This window comes from Methanobrevibacter millerae, assembly GCF_001477655.1.
In the GTDB taxonomy this organism is placed as follows: domain Archaea; phylum Methanobacteriota; class Methanobacteria; order Methanobacteriales; family Methanobacteriaceae; genus Methanocatella; species Methanocatella millerae_A.
Map to the genome: position 1 here is coordinate 43,874 of NZ_CP011266.1, position 19,723 is coordinate 63,596.

The 19,723-nt window shown below is 32.7% G+C and carries 13 protein-coding genes; 6 read left to right on the forward strand and 7 right to left on the reverse strand.

Annotated elements, in window-relative coordinates:
* The first annotated feature begins 7 nt into the window (after nucleotides 1-7).
* The 3 genes from SM9_RS00175 to SM9_RS00185 all read left to right on the forward strand — a co-directional run bounded on the left by SM9_RS00175 (nucleotide 8) and on the right by SM9_RS00185 (nucleotide 9,713).
* Nucleotides 8-3,346, forward strand: a complete 3,339-nt coding sequence (locus tag SM9_RS00175) for a DUF7507 domain-containing protein (protein WP_058738216.1) — start codon at nucleotides 8-10, stop codon at nucleotides 3,344-3,346.
* Nucleotides 3,347-3,733: 387 nt separating this feature from the next.
* Nucleotides 3,734-4,534: a hypothetical protein gene (locus tag SM9_RS00180; RefSeq protein WP_058738217.1), complete on the forward strand. Its 801-nt coding sequence runs from the start codon at nucleotides 3,734-3,736 to the stop codon at nucleotides 4,532-4,534.
* A 193-nt stretch (nucleotides 4,535-4,727) separates the two neighbouring features.
* Entirely contained in the window at nucleotides 4,728-9,713 is a 4,986-nt protein-coding gene (locus tag SM9_RS00185) for a DUF11 domain-containing protein (protein WP_058738218.1), read from the forward strand.
* A 216-nt stretch (nucleotides 9,714-9,929) separates the two neighbouring features.
* Here SM9_RS00185 and argS read toward each other — a convergent pair whose 3' ends face one another.
* Genes argS through SM9_RS00205 form a run of 4 tightly spaced genes read right to left on the reverse strand, consistent with a single transcriptional unit; the run spans nucleotide 9,930 to nucleotide 13,993 of the window.
* Entirely contained in the window at nucleotides 9,930-11,630 is a 1,701-nt protein-coding gene (gene argS / locus SM9_RS00190) for an arginine--tRNA ligase (RefSeq protein WP_058738219.1), read from the reverse strand.
* A gap of 18 nt (nucleotides 11,631-11,648) precedes the next feature.
* Entirely contained in the window at nucleotides 11,649-12,071 is a 423-nt protein-coding gene (locus tag SM9_RS00195; RefSeq protein ID WP_058738220.1) for a signal peptidase I, read from the reverse strand.
* Nucleotides 12,072-12,080: 9 nt separating this feature from the next.
* Entirely contained in the window at nucleotides 12,081-13,355 is a 1,275-nt protein-coding gene (hemL, locus tag SM9_RS00200; RefSeq protein ID WP_058740277.1) for a glutamate-1-semialdehyde 2,1-aminomutase, read from the reverse strand.
* Nucleotides 13,356-13,363: 8 nt separating this feature from the next.
* Nucleotides 13,364-13,993, reverse strand: a complete 630-nt coding sequence (locus tag SM9_RS00205; RefSeq protein ID WP_058738221.1) for a cobalt-precorrin-8 methylmutase — start codon at nucleotides 13,991-13,993, stop codon at nucleotides 13,364-13,366.
* Nucleotides 13,994-14,136: 143 nt separating this feature from the next.
* On the opposite strand from SM9_RS00205, the gene SM9_RS11795 reads away from it, so the two are divergent.
* Nucleotides 14,137-14,289 carry a hypothetical protein gene (locus tag SM9_RS11795; protein WP_157064612.1) on the forward strand — a complete coding sequence of 51 codons (153 nt, stop codon included), beginning with the start codon at nucleotides 14,137-14,139 and terminating at the stop codon, nucleotides 14,287-14,289.
* A 55-nt stretch (nucleotides 14,290-14,344) separates the two neighbouring features.
* Here SM9_RS11795 and SM9_RS00210 read toward each other — a convergent pair whose 3' ends face one another.
* The 3 genes from SM9_RS00210 to SM9_RS00220 all read right to left on the reverse strand — a co-directional run bounded on the left by SM9_RS00210 (nucleotide 14,345) and on the right by SM9_RS00220 (nucleotide 17,770).
* Nucleotides 14,345-15,532, reverse strand: a complete 1,188-nt coding sequence (locus tag SM9_RS00210) for a BaiN/RdsA family NAD(P)/FAD-dependent oxidoreductase (protein ID WP_058738222.1) — start codon at nucleotides 15,530-15,532, stop codon at nucleotides 14,345-14,347.
* A gap of 6 nt (nucleotides 15,533-15,538) precedes the next feature.
* The gene (gene aspS / locus SM9_RS00215) at nucleotides 15,539-16,858 is read right to left on the reverse strand and encodes an aspartate--tRNA(Asn) ligase (protein ID WP_058738223.1); all 1,320 of its coding nucleotides are present in this window, start codon (nucleotides 16,856-16,858) and stop codon (nucleotides 15,539-15,541) included.
* A gap of 141 nt (nucleotides 16,859-16,999) precedes the next feature.
* On the reverse strand, nucleotides 17,000-17,770 hold the full coding sequence (locus tag SM9_RS00220) for a zinc ribbon domain-containing protein (protein ID WP_058738224.1): 771 nt from the start codon (nucleotides 17,768-17,770) through the stop codon (nucleotides 17,000-17,002).
* A 110-nt stretch (nucleotides 17,771-17,880) separates the two neighbouring features.
* Between SM9_RS00220 and SM9_RS00225 the strand changes: the two genes are divergently transcribed.
* Both SM9_RS00225 and SM9_RS00230 read left to right on the forward strand, forming a co-directional pair.
* Nucleotides 17,881-18,969: a hypothetical protein gene (locus tag SM9_RS00225; protein WP_058738225.1), complete on the forward strand. Its 1,089-nt coding sequence runs from the start codon at nucleotides 17,881-17,883 to the stop codon at nucleotides 18,967-18,969.
* 12 nt (nucleotides 18,970-18,981) lie between these two features.
* On the forward strand, nucleotides 18,982-19,704 hold the full coding sequence (locus tag SM9_RS00230; RefSeq protein WP_058738226.1) for a zinc-ribbon domain-containing protein: 723 nt from the start codon (nucleotides 18,982-18,984) through the stop codon (nucleotides 19,702-19,704).
* Nucleotides 19,705-19,723 lie beyond the last annotated feature (19 nt).

Sequence of the window (19,723 nt, forward strand, 5' to 3'; positions counted from 1 at the left end):
TGTAATTATGAACAAGAATATATTTATTTATTTATTATTTGTGCTAGTAATTTTGTCTGCTGCAGTAGGTGCAGTCAGCGCTAGCGAAAACATAACCGAACCTGCACTTTTAAGTGTTGGAGAAGGTTATATTGCTCAAGATGATACTTTAAGCTCATCGATCGAAAGTGTAGACAACAATGAGGAAGTTTTATCCTTATCAAATGAAGAAATTATAGAAGATGATAATGGAACCTTGGCACTATCCAATGAAAAAAGTGTCGAAGATGATAATGAGGCTTTGAGCTTATCTGATGAAGATAATGCTGAAGTTTTACAGTATGGAGAACGTGTGTATACAAAAGAGAAGGGAGCAGATCATGTTCAGTTATCTAATGGATATACAGGATATTGTATAGAAAGGGAAATGACTTTTCCACAAAAAGATACTGAGTATTATACAGCTCCAATAAATACTATAACTCATATTAAAAGACAGGGCGAACGTATTGATAATAAGCTAAGATTGGCTGTTGTCTATTATGGAGACAAGCCAGGATTTGATGAAAAAATCCGTACTAATTATGCATTAAGCTTTTCTCGTACTCAACACTTAATTTGGTATTTAAGTCAATTTGACGATTATAAACCATATGCTTTCAACAATTTGGATCCGCAATTAAAGGATGCCTATGACGATGTTATCAATAAGCATAATAGTGGACAATACTGGATAAATGAGGATTCACATACCTTTAATAATGGTACACATGAAATAACTTATGATTTCTTATATCTCAAATCCACTAGTACCTATCAGTCATTATTTGCCTATAAGAAAACCATAAAAGAAATTCCTCAAACTCCTGAAATCCCTAAACATCCGGGCATGATAGTTGATAAGAAGTCTTTAACACCTAACGTTAAAGTTGGTGAGCAGACTAAGTTCTTGATTACTGTCACAAACACTGGTGATGTTGATTTGAGTAATGTCTTTGTTGAGGAGCAAATTCCTAACGGTTTGACCTATGCTGATTATGAAGATAAATCATCTTGGAGAAAGGACGGTAATACTTTCTATTATAATAATGTTTTAGGTGTTGGTAAATCTGCTAGCTTTACTATTGCATTCAATACTCATATTAATGGTACTTTTGTCAACTGTGTAGTTGCAGGTTCTGATGAAACTGATAATAAGACTACCGAAAACAAGACTACTGTTAAAAAGCCAGGTATGGATGTAAATAAAAAGTCTTTAACTCCTAATGTTAAAGCTGGTGAGCAGACCAAGTTCTTGATTACTGTCTGGAATACTGGTGAGTTGGATTTAGGTAATGTTTTTGTTAAAGAGAACATGCCTGCTGATTTGGAGTATGCTGATTATACTAACAAGAATCTTTGGAGAAAAGAAGGTGACATTTTCTATTATAATAATGTCTTGAGAGTTGGTGAGTCTGCTGATTTCACAATTATTTTCAATACTAACAAGACTGGTAGCTTTACCAATGTTGTTGTTGCAGGATCCAATGAAACTGAAAACAAAACAACTGAAAACAAGACTACTGTTAAAAAGCCAGATATGAAAGTTGAAAAGATTACCCTTGATTCTCTTGTTGTTGTGGGTGAACAGGTAACCTTTGAAATTGTAGTCAGCAATACCGGTCAAACAGATTTATCCAATGTATTCGTTGAAGAATCACAGTATGACGGATTAACATTTGACCATGCAGTGCCAAACAGACACTGGAGTGAATCCGTTGTTAACGGTAAGCACAGATGGACTTTAAATTCCAATTTGCTTGTTGGGGAAAGAATTGCTCTTAACGTAGTCTTCAATACAACCAGAACTGGTACATTTACCAATGTTGTTGTTGCAGGTTCTGATGATACAGAAAATAAGACTACTGAAAACAAAACCAAGGTTATTGAGCCTAAATTGGACGTCGAGAAAATTACTTTAACTCCAATGGTACATGTCGGTGATAATACCTCATTTGAAATTGTTGTTAGAAACAGTGGTGACGTAATATTAACTAATGTATATGTGGAAGAAACTTCATATGAAGGTTTAACCTATGATTCATTTGTAAGAAACAGTGAATGGACTTATTCAACCGTAAACGGCAAACACAGATGGACCTTAAACAAAGAATTACATCCACATGAAGTTTCACAGTTCATTGTCATATTCAAAACAACTGAAGTTGGTACTTTCACTAATGTAGTAACTGCAGGATCAGACAACACTACTGAAAAACCTGCTAGAAACACTACTATTGTTTACAATGAAACTCCTGAAGACCCAATGTCTAACTCAACTAGAAATCCTGATTTGAGCATTGAAAAAATCGCTATAGAAAAACTTTTAACTGTTGGGCAAAAAGCACAATTCGAAATCGTTGTTCATAATACTGGTAATGTTGCATTATCTAAAGTAACTGTATATGAAGAATCATATACTGGTTTAACTTATGATTCATGGAATGATAACTCTGGAATGTGGTCTAAAAACAGTGATTTGAGCTGGACTTATAATGGTGTATTCTATCCTGGAGAATATGCAACATTCTTTGTAACATTCAATACAGCTAATCCTGGAGACTTTACCAATGTTGTATCTGTTGACTCAAATGAAACTCCTAAAAAACGTGCAAACGATAATGTTGTTGTCATTGAACCTTCATTAAGTGTTGAAAAAATCACACTTAATAATACTGTCAATTTAGGCGAGCAAGTAACATTTGAGATTATTGTTCATAATACTGGAAGCACTGTTTTGACTAATGTTGTTGTAAGAGAAGATCAGTTTGAAGGTTTAAAATATAATTCATATGTTGATTATACAGGAAATTGGAAATACAATGGAGATTTAACCTGGACTTTAAACACTCCGTTGAAACCTGATGAATATTCCGGATTCTTTGTAGTATTTGACACTACCAGAGCCGGTGACTTTGTAAATATTGTTGTTGCAAAATCTAATGAAGTTCCAAAAACTCCTGCTCGCAATACTACTAAAGTTATAACTCCAGAAAATCCTGTTCCTGAGACTCCAGAAAATCCTATTCCTGAGACTCCTAGTGAACCTAGTGTTCCTGTGACTCCGGAGAATCCTGTTCCTGAGACTCCTAGTGAACCTAGTGTTCCTGTGACTCCGGAGAATCCTGTTCCTGAGACTCCTAGTGAGCCAAGTGTTCCTGTGACTCCGGAGAATCCTGTCTCTGAAACTCCTAGTGAGCCAGATAAACCTGCAACTCCGAAAACTAAAGCACAAAGCAAAGAATTGCCTGCAACAGGTAATCCATTAGTCATGGTATTGCTTGCATTAATCGCTTTAGGAGCTGCAGGATTGAGAAGAAAAGACTAAACATTAATGGGAATATTTATTTTCCCATTCTTTTTTTTCATGAATTAATCATTAATTATTCATGAATAGACTATTTTTAATATATTGTATATTTTTTGTCAAGAATTTTATTTGCTATATTTTATTTTATCAAGTTTTTGTTTGTATTTATTCGAACAAAAATATTATAACAGAGTTATAATTTAATAATGTCTATTTTTTTAAAAATTCATTTAAAAATTGATAATATTTTATATCAAATAGACATATAAAGCATATTTTTTCATGATTTTTTTATTATTTTGTATATATTTATATATGATGAAATTTATTATAATAATTAAGCTATAAAAAATAGCTTGATTTGAAAAAAGTATTATACTAATATATAACAAAATGGTGATTTTGATGGTTAACTATAAAATAAAATATATGATTATGATTGTGTTAGCAATTTTCATGATCCAGGCGGTTTCTGCTAGTGGGATTAATGAAACAGTTAATACAGATATGCATGAAATCATAATAGATGAAGTTACCATTGAAGAAACCACTCAAATTACTACGATAAATGAAAGATCTATGGATGATATTGATGAATGCGAAAATACTTTTAATAAAGTAACTTCGGAATATATTCGTCCAGAATCTAATAATTCAAGTATAAATTCTTTTGAAAAATCTTTTGAAGTTGAAATTTCAAGTAATCATTATGATGAAACTTATTTTGATTATGTATTGAATGATTCATTGAGTATTGATTTGGATTCAGATTTAAATGTCACAACACCTACATCTATTTATATGGATTTTGATTTCAATAATGAATTTGAAGTTTTAATTTGTATAAAACTTGGTTATATTTTTGAATCTTACGATTTTGGCCGTTGTGTGTTTAAAGTTTATGAATTTAAGAAATCTGATATTTTAATTCATGATATTCTAGCATTTTATAATAATTATTGTCATGTTTTGACTCATGCTGTTAATAAAGACGTTGTCTTAAGCAAGGATAAATTAAATAGTAAATTTGCATATTGTATTGATAATTCAATTGTAGGTATTTCTAATGATTTATCTAACACTGTTCTTAATTCTAATTTTTCAATCTTAAGCTTTACTTATTGTATTTTTCTTATAAATTCACATTCGAATACTTTTTCACAATATTTAACAAATGATATGTATATGTCTTTTTTCACAATTTAACAATCGAATGAATGAGGTATGTTAATTTATATTTAATTTAATTATGCAAAATATTCACAAATTAGTTAATAACAATCGAATGAGAGATATGTTCTTTTATAATTTAATTATTTTTGTATCGAAAAAAAAATAATCAATTTACATATCAGGTGATATTTAGTTAAAAAAGTATATTTTTAAAATAGGGGATATTATGAACAAAAAATCGATTTTTTATGGATTAATTTTATTACTCACTTTATCATTAACGTTGGGTGTAGTTTCTGCAAGTGATAATTTTGCAAATGAAACTGTTGGTGTAAGTTTAGAAACTCATGTTAATGATGTTCAATTAGAAGTGAACAATGAAGAAGTATCGAAAATGGATTCTGATACTTTATCGGACACAAAAAAAGAAAATGTATCAGAAATGGATTCTGATACTTTGTTGGAATCAAAAAATGAAGATGTTGTTTTAGAAAATGATGAATCAATTTTAGGATTAAAAAATTCATTATCTTTAAATGATGAACTTTTAAAGTATGGTGAAATTGTAACCACTCAGACTCCAGGTCCGGATAATGTCCTTATGAGTAATGGATATACCGCTTATTGTGTTAATACAATACGTGACCCTCCGGGTGTTGGTGCTAGATATTCTGTTCAGCCAACTAGTATTGTATATCATAGTTGGAATAATAAACCTGTTTCCAATTTAGTTAAATTGGCTATAGTTTACTATGCTGATAATCCGGCTTTTCATGATAAGATTTCTATTGGATCTGGACAAAATAGATATTCTTCACGATTGCAACATTTAATTTGGTATTTTGCGGGTTATATTGATAGTGGTAATTATGATAATTCTGTGTATTTGAATGAGTTATATAATAAAGATAGGAATTATTTGTATTCTGCATATTTTGATATTTTCAATAGAAACAAAAATGGTGAAATGATTCCTGATCATTATACTTTCAGGTATAATAGTACTCATAATGTAACATATGATTTTGTTGCTTTTCAATCGTCATCTGATTATCAAAATCTTTTAGGTTATAAGAAGTTTTACACTACATTGCCAACTTCTTATGAAATTCAAAAAGTCACTCTCACACCAAAAGTCCTATTAAATGATAAGGTTATTTTTGAATTAATATATAAAAATACTGGCGACATTGATTTGGACAATGTATTCATCGTTGAAGAAAATTGGGATGACGGTTTGGAATATGATTCATTTATTGACTATGGAAATATTTGGATACATTCAATCAATAATGAAGGAAAACATGTGTGGACTTTAAAAGAAAAATTACCTGCATATACTTCTAAAAGTTTGCATGTTATTTTTAATACTTTAAAAGTTGGTAATTTTACTAATTACATCTCTTCCGGAGATAAAACAACCAATAATACTACTACTGTTTACAATCCGGGAATGAAAGTAACCAAGAAATCTTTGACTCCTAGCGTTAAGGTGGGTGAGCAGACTTTATTCCTGATTACAGTAGAAAACACTGGCCGTATTGATTTGGGTAATGTGTTTGTTGAGGAGCAAATCCCTGATGGTTTAACTTATGCTGATTACCATGATAAGTCATTATGGAGAAAAGACGGCAATACTTTCTATTATAATAATGTTTTGAAAGTTGGCGAGTCTGCTAATTTCACAATCATTTTCAATACTCATATTAATGGTACTTTTGTTAACTGTGTTGTTGCCGGTTCTAATGAAACTGAAAATAAGACTACTAACAACACTACTACTGTTAAAAAGCCGGGTATGGACGTTAATAAGAAGTCATTAACTCCTCGTGTGAAATCTGGTGAACAGACTAAGTTCCTGATTACTGTTTGGAATACTGGTGAAATAGATTTAGGCAATGTTTTCGTTAAAGAAACTATGCCTGCTGATTTGGAATATGCTGATTATACCAATAAGAATCTTTGGAGAAAAGATGGAGATATCTTCTATTACAATAATATTTTAAAAGTGGGAGAATCTGCTAATTTTACAATCATTTTTAATACTAATAAGACTGGTAGCTTTACTAATTGTGTAGTTGCTGGATCTAATGAAACTGAAAATAAAACTACTGAAAATAATACTACTGTCTACAAACCAGGTATGGAAGTTACTAAAATTAGTTTAACTCCTAACGTTAAAGTAGGCGAACAAACATTGTTCATGATTATCGTTAAAAACACTGGCGATGTTGATTTAGGCAATGTGTTTGTTGAAGAGCAAATCCCTGATGGTTTAACATTCGCAGATTATAATGATAAAACAAAATGGGGAAGAAATGGAAACATATACACTTATTTAAGTGATTTAAAAGTTGGTGAATCTGCTAACTTTACTATTGCGTTTAATACTCATGTTAATGGTACTTTTGTTAACTGTGTAGTTGCTGGTTCTAATGAAACAGACAATAAGACCACTAATAATACTACTACTGTTAAAAAGCCAAACATGGAAGTAACTAAAAAGTCTTTAACTCCTAGCGTAAATGTCGGAGAGCAGACTTTGTTCTTGATTACTGTAAGAAATACTGGTGAAATCGATTTGGGTAATGTGTTTGTTGAAGAGCAAATTCCTGACGGTTTGACTTACGCTGATTACACTGATAAGACTCAATGGAGAAAAGTTGGTAATATATTCTATTACAATAATATTTTGAAAGTTGGTGAATCTGCTAACTTTACTATTGCGTTTAATACTCATGTTAATGGTACTTTTGTTAACTGTGTAGTTGCTGGTTCTAATGAAACTGAAAATAAGACTACTAACAACACCACTACTGTTAAAAAGCCAAATATGGATGTTAAAAAGATTAGTGAAACTCAGCATGTTTATGTTGGAGATAAAGCAATATTCACTATTGTTGTTACAAACACCGGTGAATTGGATTTAACTAATGTATTTGTTAAAGAACAAATCCCTGATGGATTAACCTACCTTTCATTTAATGGTAGAAACTGGAATAAGGTTGGTGATGTTTTTAACTATAATGGTATATTAGCTCCAGGTGCAGACGCTTCATTTAACATTGCATTCAATACAACCAGAACTGGTACTTTTACTAATGTTGTTGTTGCAGGTTCTGATAAAACTGAAAATAAGACTACTAACAATACTACTACTGTATATAAGCCTGATTTGAAGGTTGAAAAAATCACTATCGACCCTATTGTTGTTGTAGGCGATCAGGTAAGATTTGAAATTGTAGTTAGCAATATTGGTCAAAAAGCTTTATCTAATGTGTTCATAGAAGAATCACAGTATGATGGCTTAACATTTGACCATGCAATAATTAATGGTCACTGGAGTGAATCTGTTGTTAACGGTAAGCACATATGGACTTTAAATTCCAATTTGCTTGTTGGTGAAAAAATCGCTCTTAATGTGGTCTTCAACACTACCAGAACAGGTACATTTACCAATGTTGTTGTGGCTGGTTCTAATGAGACTGAAAACAAGACCACAGAAAACAAGACTAAAGTTGTAGAGCCAAAATTGGACGTTCAAAAGATTACTTTAACTCCGATGGTTCATGTCGGTGATAAAACTTCATTTGAAATTGTTGTAAGAAATACTGGCGATGTAAAGTTAACTAATGTATATGTGGAAGAAACCTCATATGCTGGTTTAACCTATGATTCTTTTGTCAAAAACTCTGAATGGACTTATTCAACTGTAAACGGTAAGCACAGATGGACATTAAATAAAGTGTTGTATCCTCATGAAGTTTCACAGTTCATTGTCGTATTCAACACTACTGAAGTTGGTACATTTACAAATGTTGTAACTGCAGGATCAGATAACACTCCTGAAAAACCTGCTGAGAATACAACAATCGTATATAACGAAACTCCAGAAGATCCAATGTCCAATTCAACTAGAAATCCGGATTTGTCTATTGAAAAAGTAGCTTTAGATAAACTTTTAGTTGTTGGCCAAAAAGCTCAATTTGAAATCATCGTTCAAAATACTGGAAACGTTGCTTTATCAAAAGTTACTGTTTATGAAGAATCATTTGATGGTTTAACTTATGATTCATGGGAAGACTTCTCTGGCATGTGGAGTAAAAACAGTGATTTAAGCTGGACTTACAATGATATTTTATATCCGGGAGAATATGCATCATTCTTTGTAACATTCAATACAAATAGAATAGGTGATTTCAATAATATTGTATCTGTTGACTCAAATGAAACTTCTAAAAAACGTGCAAACGATAATGTTATTGTTATTGCCTCTTCATTGAGTGTTGAAAAAATTACTCTTAATAAAACAGTTAATTTGGGCGAACAAGTAACATTTGAGATTATTGTTCATAATACAGGCAGCACGGATTTAACTAATGTTGTTGTAAGAGAAGACCAATTTGAAGGTTTAAAATATAGTTCATTTGTAGATTATACTGGAAATTGGAAGTACAACGGTGATTTAACCTGGACTTTAACAAATCCATTGAAAGCGGGTGAATACTCCGGATTCTTTGTAGTATTTGATACTACTCGTGCCGGTGACTTTGTAAACGTTGTTGTTGCAAAATCTAATGAGGTTCCAGAAACTCCTGCTCACAACAACACAAAAGTTATAACTCCTGAAAACCCGTCTTACAACCCTTCAATGACTGTTGACAAATACACTATCAACAGAACTGTTTATTTGGGTGAACAGACCATGTTTGAAATTGTTGTAAGAAACACTGGTGACGTTGACTTGAAAGATGTATTTGTAATTGAAGCATACTTCGACCAAGGTTTAACTTACAGTTCATTCTATCCAACAAAAGGCATATGGACTCATATAATTAATAATCAAAATTTCGATCAATTTAATTTAAGAGGAACATTGAGAGTTGGAGAATCTGCAAGTTTTATTGTAGTATTTGATACTTCAAGTGAAGGCTTAAAAACTAACATCGTTACGGCTGGATATGACAACACTGTTTATGTGAATTCATATAATGAAACTGAAGTAATTTATAAGCATGTTCCTGAAATTCCACTCATTGAAATTCCTGAGGAACCTGGTAAACCAGTAAACAATGAAACTCCTGATGAGCCAGCTAAACCGGTTACTCCAGAACCACAAAACAACGAATTGCCTGCAACCGGTAATCCATTAGTCATGGTATTGCTTGCATTAATCGCTTTAGGGGCTGCAGGATTGAGAAGAAAAGACTAAGCATTAATTGGGAAAATTTAATTTCCCATTCTTTTTTATTTTAATATGTGTATGTAATCATACATTTTAATCAAAAATCATAAGGATGTTATTATTTTTAAAAGTATCTTTGATTTAAAATGATGTTGGTTTGCTTAATGCATATTTAATTAATCATATAATTAACTAAATTGTATTTTTAGAAAAAAGGAAAATTTAAGATGAGCATAAACTCATCTACATTTTTTCGGGAGCAGGTACTCCTAGGATATTTAAAGCGTTTTTGATTGTTGTTTTTGATTTGTCAACTAGAATCAATCTTGTATCTTCAACATCAGATCCGATTACCTGTTCTGATTTGTAGAATTTATTGAATGATCCTGCTAAATCCTGACAGTATTGTGTGATGTTGTGAACTCTTTTCTTGTTAGCACAGTCTTCAACAACCTGTGGGAATTTAGCTATTAGTCTTACTAAATCCTGTTCAGTTTCATTAGGAACCCAATTTTCATCAATTTCAAGTGAAGAAATGTCTTTTCCTGATTTGTTTAATAATTTGCAAGCTCTTGCATGTGCATATTGTATTGAAGCGCAGCCTCTCTCAAAGCTTAATGCCTCATCCCATTTGAATGTCAGGTGTTTTTCCGGGGATAGCTTTGCAATGAAGAATCTGATAGCTCCAATTCCGATTTTTTCAGCCATTGGTGCAATTTCTGCATCTGTCAAATCAGGATTTCTGGATTTGATTTCTTTTGTTGCTCTTAAAATTGCTTCATCAACTAAATCGTCAACTGATACGAATTTTCCTTTTCTGGTTGACATGGATCCTTCAGGTAGTGTAATGAATTCATAAAATATTACTTCAGGAGCCTTTTCCTTTAATATTTCTTCAAAAATCACTTTCATCTGTTTTGAAGATAGTTTGTGGTCTGAACCTAATATGTCTAATACCACATCACCTAATGTTGCCTTATATCTGTGATATGCCAAATCTCTTGTTGAGTAAAGTGAAGTACCGTTTGATCTTCTTAAAACGAATTCCTTTTCAATATTGTAGAATTTCAAATCGATGTAGTCAACATCTTCATGGGATACGAATCCCTCTTTTTCAAAGTAGTTGACAAGGTCACTTACTTCTCCGTTTCTGATGAAAGTTCCTTCCCATACAAAGTCGTCATGATGTATGTTCATTCTGTGAAGTGTGTCCTTTATTCCTGAAACGCAGCTTTCCACAACATGTTCAAAGGTTTTATTCAATTCCTCATCTTCACCCTTTTCGTATTTTTGAATGAGTTCGCTTACTTTTGTATTGGCCGCTTCGTTTTCATCAACTTCCTTATTTGCTAAGAAGTATAGTTTACCGATTTTTTCATCTATCTTTTCTCCTTCCTGGTCTTCGATTTTCAGACCCATTTCAGTTATACCATAAACGATTATTGCAATTTGGCGCCCCATGTCATTTACATAGTATTGGGTTTCAACTTCACGTCCTGCCAGTTTCAATAGTCTTGCAAGTGAATCTCCAAAGATTGAGTTACGAACATGTCCGATATGCAATGGTCCGTTAGGATTTGCGGAGGTATGTTCCAATATAATCTTTTCATCAACTTTATCCAATTTACCGTAACTGTCATCTACCTTTTCAAGTAACAATTTTGAGAATTTTGAATAGTCAATAAAGAAGTTAACATAAGGGCCGAAGTTTTGAACTTTTTCAAATATGTCCGGAACTTCAATTTTAGAGACCAGATCTTCAGCAACAAGATTAGGAGCAGTTTTTAATTTTTTTGTAAGTGCAAAAGCTATTGTACTAGCTAAATCTCCTAATTTTGGGTCTGGTGGAAATTCCAAACGGAAATTTCTATCTATATCTTCATCATATTGATCTAATGCCTTGTTTAAAGCATCAATTGCTTGTTTTTCAATTTCAAAATACATTTATTCACCTTTAAATAATTATAATCCTCTTAACCACAATGAAATGTTACCAATCCATGGAATTACGATAGGCTTATCTCCCCATTTAAGCACTCTTGACTCGATTTGGTCTGAAGTTACATAGTATGGGTCTGACCGGTTGTTATTGTCTCCTTTTATCTCATACATCGTCGTTCCATTTATCTCTTTTATATCAATGATTCTGTGAATGACCGGCTGGTTAAACCATTTTGCATCATAAACAACAATATCTCCTTTTTCAACACTTTTTCGGTCGAATTCATGCAATCCAAGGAAATCTGCCTTTTCTATTACTACTATATCTCCTCTATAGAATACAGGCTCCATACTTCCTGAAACAACGACATTCAAGTGTTGGGCGGCGATTAAAACAATTGCAAGAATTATGATGTATGATGCAATCTCTTTGTAATCTACCATTTTAACACCTTAATATTTATTTTTCTTGTTGAATGCCACAGCCAGTGCAATTTCAATTGCATCGGAGGTGTCCTGCAAATCTGCCATGCTGTGTGCACTTGAAATAAAGTTACATTCAAATTGGCTAGGTGGTATGAACACGCCTTCTTTTAATAAAGCTCTAAAGTATCTTAAAAAGCTTTCAGTATCAGACTTTTGAGCGTCAGCATAATTATAAACTTCAGCAGGATTCAAATAAATCTGAAACATTGATGCAAGTCCTACACATTGAATATTGTATTGCTCATCATCGATTATTGATTCAATGTTTCCTCTCAGGAAATTTCCTTTCCTTTCTAAGTCTTTATAGAATTTATCATCCAATTGTGATAGTGTAGATAATCCTGCTTGGACAGAAATTGGGTTACCACTAAACGTTCCTGCTTGATAAACCGGTCCTTGCGGAGCTATCAATTCCATAATTTCTCTTTTACCACAGAAAGCGCCCATTGGAAGACCTCCACCGACAATTTTTCCCAATGTTGTCAAATCTGGAGTGACTCCATAATATTGCTGAGCACCACCTCTGGAAGCTCTAAAACCGGTAATAACTTCATCAAATATTAATATTATATCATTTTCTTCAGTTATTTTACGTACAAACTCTAAAAATCCAGGTTTTGGTTCAATACATCCAACATTACCCATAACCACTTCCATTATCAGGCATGCAATGTTTTCACCTTCCTTTTCAATCATTTCACTTAAGGCTTCCTCATCATTAAATGGAACTGATAATGTATTTTTTGTTGTGTCTGTTGGAATACCGGCGGAATCAGGCAAGCATGCTGCACCGGATCCTCCTTTAACCAAAACATAATCGTGAGCTCCGTGATATGCTCCTTCAAACTTGATGATTTTGTCGCGACCTGTAAAGCCACGGGCTAATCTTATTGCACTCATGGTAGCTTCGGTTCCGCTGTTACAGAATCTGACCATTTCAGCACAAGGTATCCTGTCAACAACTTCGCGGGCAAGTTTAATTTCATTTTCAGTCGGAGCACCGTATGCCGTACCGATAGTTAACTGATTGGAAACTTCACGTACAACTTTAGGGTTTGCATGTCCAAGTATTAACGGACCGTAAGCCAGACAGTGGTCAATATACGTATTTTCTTCACTATCTGTTATCTTACAACCACCAGCACTCTTAACAAAAAATGGATAAGGCTTGAATGCACGTACCGGTGAATTAACTCCTCCTGGGAAGTATTTTTTAGATTCATTAAATAATTCTTCAGTCATTTTATCACTTATAAATGTTGGATTAATGAGTTTACACAAGCAACTGCTATAGGTGTTCCACCTTTAGGGCCTTCGGTAATGACATTAGGGATATTTGAATTTCTTAAAGCTTCTTTAGAATCAGCAGCTCCAACAAATCCGACAGGAACTCCAACTATTGCTTTAAGATTAATTTCACCTTTTTCATATAAATCCATTGCTTCAAAAACAGCTGTTGGAGCATTTCCGGAAACGACAATACCTTCAAAGTCATTTTCGCTGGCATATCTGATTGCTGCAGCAGCCCTGGTTATTTGATGCTCTTTAGCTATTTTCTTAACTTCTTCATTTTTGATATAACATTCAACTTCACCATCATAACGGGTTATTCCATATTTAACCATGTTAATGTCAGTTAAAATTGTTTCGTTATTTCTCAATGACTTCATCGCAACATCAACAAAATCATCGCTTATATGAACAAGCTTTGCATATTCTGGGTCTGCAGTTGAGTGAACGATACGCTCAACGATGTCTTTTTCAGCAGGTTTCAAATCTTTAATTTCATCACCAATAAGGCCTCGGATAATCTCTCTACTTTTAGTAGCGATATCATAACCTTGTTTAGTTGATGCACCCATAAACATTTGGTCTGTCATATTATAATTATATGTAAAAAAATAGTTAAAATATTTTAGTATTTTACTTATTTAATGAAAAATTCTAACCCAATCATAAAAGAAGTAAAATTCTTTTTAGTTAAATCTGAGTATTTTATATACTTTTTTACTAATTACCAATCATGTTAACTATTAAAAATGATTTAAAAATATATTTGAACTCAATGATGAATACTTTTAGAATTGATGAGAGAGGTGCTTTTCTGCTGTCCTTTGAATTGAAGCTGAAAGACCAGGAATTTTTGAACTATTGTCATCTCGATATGGATTTATGATTTTTAAATGCCTTGAGAGAATATCTTTTAATGATATTTGTTTTATTTTTAAATATTATTTTTCACTCACAGATTTTCCAGCTAAAAAACCTGTTGAAAATGCTATTTTTAGATTGTATCCCCCTGTAGGTCCATCCAAGTCAAGCACTTCTCCTGCAAAATAAAGATTAGGTGTCGTTTTTGATTCCATGCTTTTTGGATTGATGTTTTTCAGGTCAATTCCACCAACAGTAACCTTAGCCAAATCCTTGTTGAAGTCAACAATTTCAAATGTAAACCTTTTGAGACTCTCAACTAATCTGTTTTTACTTTTCTTATTTATTCTGCTTAATTGGGTATCAGAAGCTATATTTGTCTTTTTTAAAAAGTATTCAATGAATGCGTTTGTCAAATAATCTTTTAGATAATTTTTGATTTGAGTTTTTCCCCTGTTTTGAAAATCCTTATTGAATGTATCTTTCAAATAATCTCTTGAATAGTCAGGAACTAAATCAATAGCTATTTCACATGACAAATCATACTCATCATCTAAAATATCATAATCAAGATCTTTTGATATTTTGCTGCTTAAATCAATGATTCCGGGGCCTGTCAATCCAACATGGCTAATAAGCACATTACCTTTAACTTTTGATTTTTTATATGAACATTCAACATTTTCAAGGGTAATGCCAGCTATTGAGCTTAAGTCCTCTTTTGTTATTAATGGTGAAAGACCATATTTTATTTTAGTTACTGGCATATCGGTTAAAGAATAGTTATTGGAATTACATCCGGTTTGAGGGTATGTTACTCCACCCGTGGCTATTATTATTTTTTTAGCTTTGATTTCATCGTTTATAATAAAATTATCTGAAATTTTTTTAACTTCATAATTATATAGGATTTCAACATCGTTTAAATGCCTTTCGAGTCCGTTTAAAACGTCAATTGATTTTTCACTTTCGGGAAACATTCTATTGTTATCCTCTTCAATAAAGTCAAAATCAAAAAGATTAAACAAATCCTCATTAGTGAAGGTATAAAAAGAGTGTTTTAAGAAATTTCTTTCATCAAAAAAAGTTAATAGCTTTTTAAGTGGCTTATTGTTTGTAATATTGCATCTTCCCCCACCGGTCAAAAGCAATTTAACACCAAGTGAGGAGTTTTTTTCAAGCAATATTACTTTTAAGTCCTTTGAACAAGCAATTGCTGCAGTTATTCCAGCAGGACCGCCACCTATAATAGCTATATCATATTCCATTTTTATCTATGGAGTTAATCTGTGTCTGTCTCTTGGGAAGAGTACACATTCACGAATGTTTTCAGATCCTGTAAGTACCATAGTCAATCTGTCAGCACCTACACCCCATCCTGCATGAGGAGGCATTCCGTATTCGAATGCTTTTAGGTAGCTTCCAAATCCGTCAGGGTTCAAATCTCTTTCCTCAATTTGTTTTACAAGTAAATCGTACTGGTGTACACGAGTAGCTCCAGAGGATAATTCCAGGTTATTATACATTAAGTCGAATGCATGTGCATATTTTTCGTCATCTTCAAATGGCATTACATAAAATGGCTTTATTGCGGAAGGCCATTTGGTCAAAAAGTAGAATCCTCCCATGGTATCACCTAATGCTTTTTCAGCGTCACGGGACAAGTCTTCTCCCCAATCCATTTCAACACCTTTTGAGTTGATGATGTCAACCGCTTCATCGTAAGTTACTTTAGGGAATTCTCCATCAGCTTCAGGCAATTCATGACCTAAGATTTCCAATTCTTCTGAACAGTTTTCATTAATATCGCTTATGACTTTAACAAGCATGTCGTTTAATACTTTCATCATGTCCTCATCATCCATAAATGAAGCTTCTGCATCAATGGAAACAGCTTCATTCAAGTGTCTTAAGGTATCATGCTCTTCTGCTCTGAAAATCTGGCCGATTTCAAATACTTTATCCATTCCACTACCCATCATCATTTGTTTGTATAACTGTGGTGATTGACCGAGGAATGCTTCTTTTTCAAAGTAGGTAATAGGGAATAATTCTGTTCCACCTTCAGTAGCTGATGCTACAAGTTTTGGAGTATTAATTTCATAAAATCCGTTTTCATAAAAGAAATCTCTGATGGTGTGGAACATTTGTCCTTTAATTTTAAATATTGCGGACACGTTTTCTTTTCTTAAATCCAAGAATCTTGAATTGAGTCTGGTATCAATTTCAGCTTTTACCTTTTCTGTTGGATCCATTGGTAAAGGCTGGTTAGATAAGTTTAGCATTTTAATTTCTTTAGGAATTATTTCAACACCGTTAGGTGCTTTTCCAGCTTCCTGAACAGTACCTTTAACTGCCACAACAGATTCTTTTCTGAAAGCTCTTAACTCTTCTAATATTTCAGCATCCACTTTTTTGGAAGGTGCTGTGATTTGTACTCTACCGGTTACATCACGGATTATTACAAAGATGATTCCACCTAAGTCACGGATTTCATGAACCCATCCCATGATTGTAACATCTTCTCCAGCGATTTCTGGAGTTGTATCTTTAGCGTAATTAGTTCTTCTCCAATCATTTAATAAACCTTGCAATTAATTCACCTCAGGTTATAAAAATAAATTTTCAATATGTATTTAAATATATAATTAATCTTTAATAAAACTATGTTAAAAATATGATTTTTTCAATATGTAATGTTAAAGAATTAAAAAAATAAAAAGAGGAAATATTATTTAAAAGTATTTATCCACATCAATATATTTCAAAACAATATTTCTTAAGAATTTATTTGCCAATAAAGCAAATATCAAGCCTAAAACTGTGAATATTATAATTTCATATCCGGAAAATAATTGGTAGCTGAACTGGAGTCCTGATGAAATTTCCACACATGTATTTGACAGCAATCCAAATACAAATCCTATTATTATTCCAGTAAGGCCTGAGTTGAGGATGTCTTCGAAAAATGATGCGAAAAATCCGACACCAATAAATAAAGCTATTATCAATGCGATAGGATATCCAATTGTTCCCTGACCGGTTAAGCCAATAATTAATGAAAGTATTATTCCTAAAACAAATGAAACTATAAATCCTAAGATTGATACAATTATTAGCTTTTTGAAATTGATACTTTCAATTATTCCATTTGATGAATTTATATCAGCGTTTATTGCTTTTCCACAGTTGGAACAGAATACTGCATCATCTTCGTCCAATATATCATTACAATGTGGGCAACGTTTAATCTCTTCAGATGTTTCTTTTTCAGTTATTTCATCTTTATCATATTCTTTAGTTTCTTCAGTTTTTTCTTCTTCATCTGATGCTTTTTCATCTTCGTTTTTTGCTTCTATCTTATATCCGCATTCTGAACAAAAAACAGACTCTGGATCAAGCTGAGCTGCACAGTTTGGGCAAATAACTTTTTTTTCTAATTTTTCACCACAGTTTGGGCAAAAATTTGAAGATGATTCTTCACCACAGTTTGGACATTTAACCATATTTAAAAACACCTGTCTGTATTAATTTTCGTATTACTATAAAATTTTATATAATATTAAATATAAATTTTTATGTGTATAAATTATATATATTTTAGGTGATTTTTCTTATGAAAATAAATTCTCAAATAATATTTCTCATAGCTATCGTTGGAATTATCGCCGCAGGAGTTGTAGGTGCTACTTTATTAAACAACGGTTCTATGAAACAGGTAGACTTCGATGGTATAAAGGTTAATGTACCGTCTGATTCAAATTTTGTAAAAACGGCTGATGGTTATGCTGATTCTAAATACGGTATTACTATCCACACATTTAAGAATAATGATTCAATGGTTAACTTTTTAAAAGGCGTTACTGGAGCATCCGTAATATCTCTTAAAAATCAACCGCCACAATCTGTTGCATTTGTACAGGGAGATAATACTAATATTCTACTTACAAATGGTGCAGAAGGTATTTCCATTGGAGCAAAAGACCAGAGTTTAGTCACTGACATGTCAAACAGTGTTGTTTTCTCAAACCACCAAAAAAGTGTAAAACCTAAAGTTGCTGTTCCGGGTATTGCTCCGCCGCCTCATTTAGAGTTTAATTTTGATTTTGATAAGATTAATGCTTTAGTGCTTCAAGTTAATAATGAGATATTTAATATGGCGATACTTCAACAGAACATTAATACTACTATCAATGATTATAATGCTGCTGCAAATAACAATACTTTAGACCAATATACTGCTAATGAATTTGTGCAGAATCCAACCACTGGTAGTGCTGTTGTTAATAATAATGCTCAGCAACAGAACACTTCACTTATGGATAATCCTCAAGCTAGTACTTTACTACAATCCGCAGGTTCCGATTCTCAAGTATCAAGCGATTCTTCTAGTGCTTCTTCTAGTGCTTCTCAAGATTCATCAGTTCAATCCAGTTCCAATGGCGCTGTTTCTGCTCCTAGTTCCACCCCTACATCTGCCGGTGATAGTTCTTCATCATCCGATAATCAACAACTAGAAAAATTATCTGTAGATGATATTTATGCTTTTGCTATGCAAAAATATCCTGGAAAAACAATTGATAAAAAGGATATTAAAGATAAAGGTGATTATTATACTGTAGTAGTTAAGGATCCTTCTGGTGGAAGTCAAAAAGTTAAATTTAATGCATTCACTGGAGAATATGAAGGAAAAGTATCATCTTAAAGAGGTATTTTGATGTTTTGTCCTAAATGTGGTGAAGAAATAAAAGACGGTTCAAAGTTCTGTAAACATTGTGGAAGTGAAATTAAAAAAAATAATAATGCAAATTCAACTACAACCACTGTTACTAAACAACCTAACAATGATGATAGAAATAAAAAGATTATCATTGGTGTTTTAGTTGCAGCTATCGTAATTTTAGCGGTAGTATTTGTTGGATTTGGAACTGGCCTGTTCAATGGTGATTCAGGCAATGCTAATGCTAATGCTCAACCGCAGCAGTCAAATGTTCAAAATTCAAAATCTGTTTCCATGAATAGCTTTCCTGTAAGCGAAGCTCCGGCTTTAGCTCAGGCTATTAAAAATTCTGGCGGTAACTTCCCGGTTAGCTTCCAGTCACTTTCCCTATCAAAAGCGCAATGTTTGTATGTTTTATCCAAATCAATTACTTCCATTGCGAATGGACATCCTGATGCTACAATATCTATAGGTCAGTATTCATATGCTCCACATCCTAGCGGAAATGATAATTCACAGACGATTGCCCGTGAAAATTATGTGGACATGTGTAAAAGATTCTCATCATGGATGGAAAGCAATAATGCCGCTCCGAATTATGTCGGTGTTTTCACAGGTGGAGTACCTGACATTTCTCCTACAAAAATGTTGGACATCTGTGTGAGTATTCTAATAGATTATGGAAACACTCATAATTTGCCGGCTTCCGTAAAACTTTAAGTGATTTTATATCACTTTT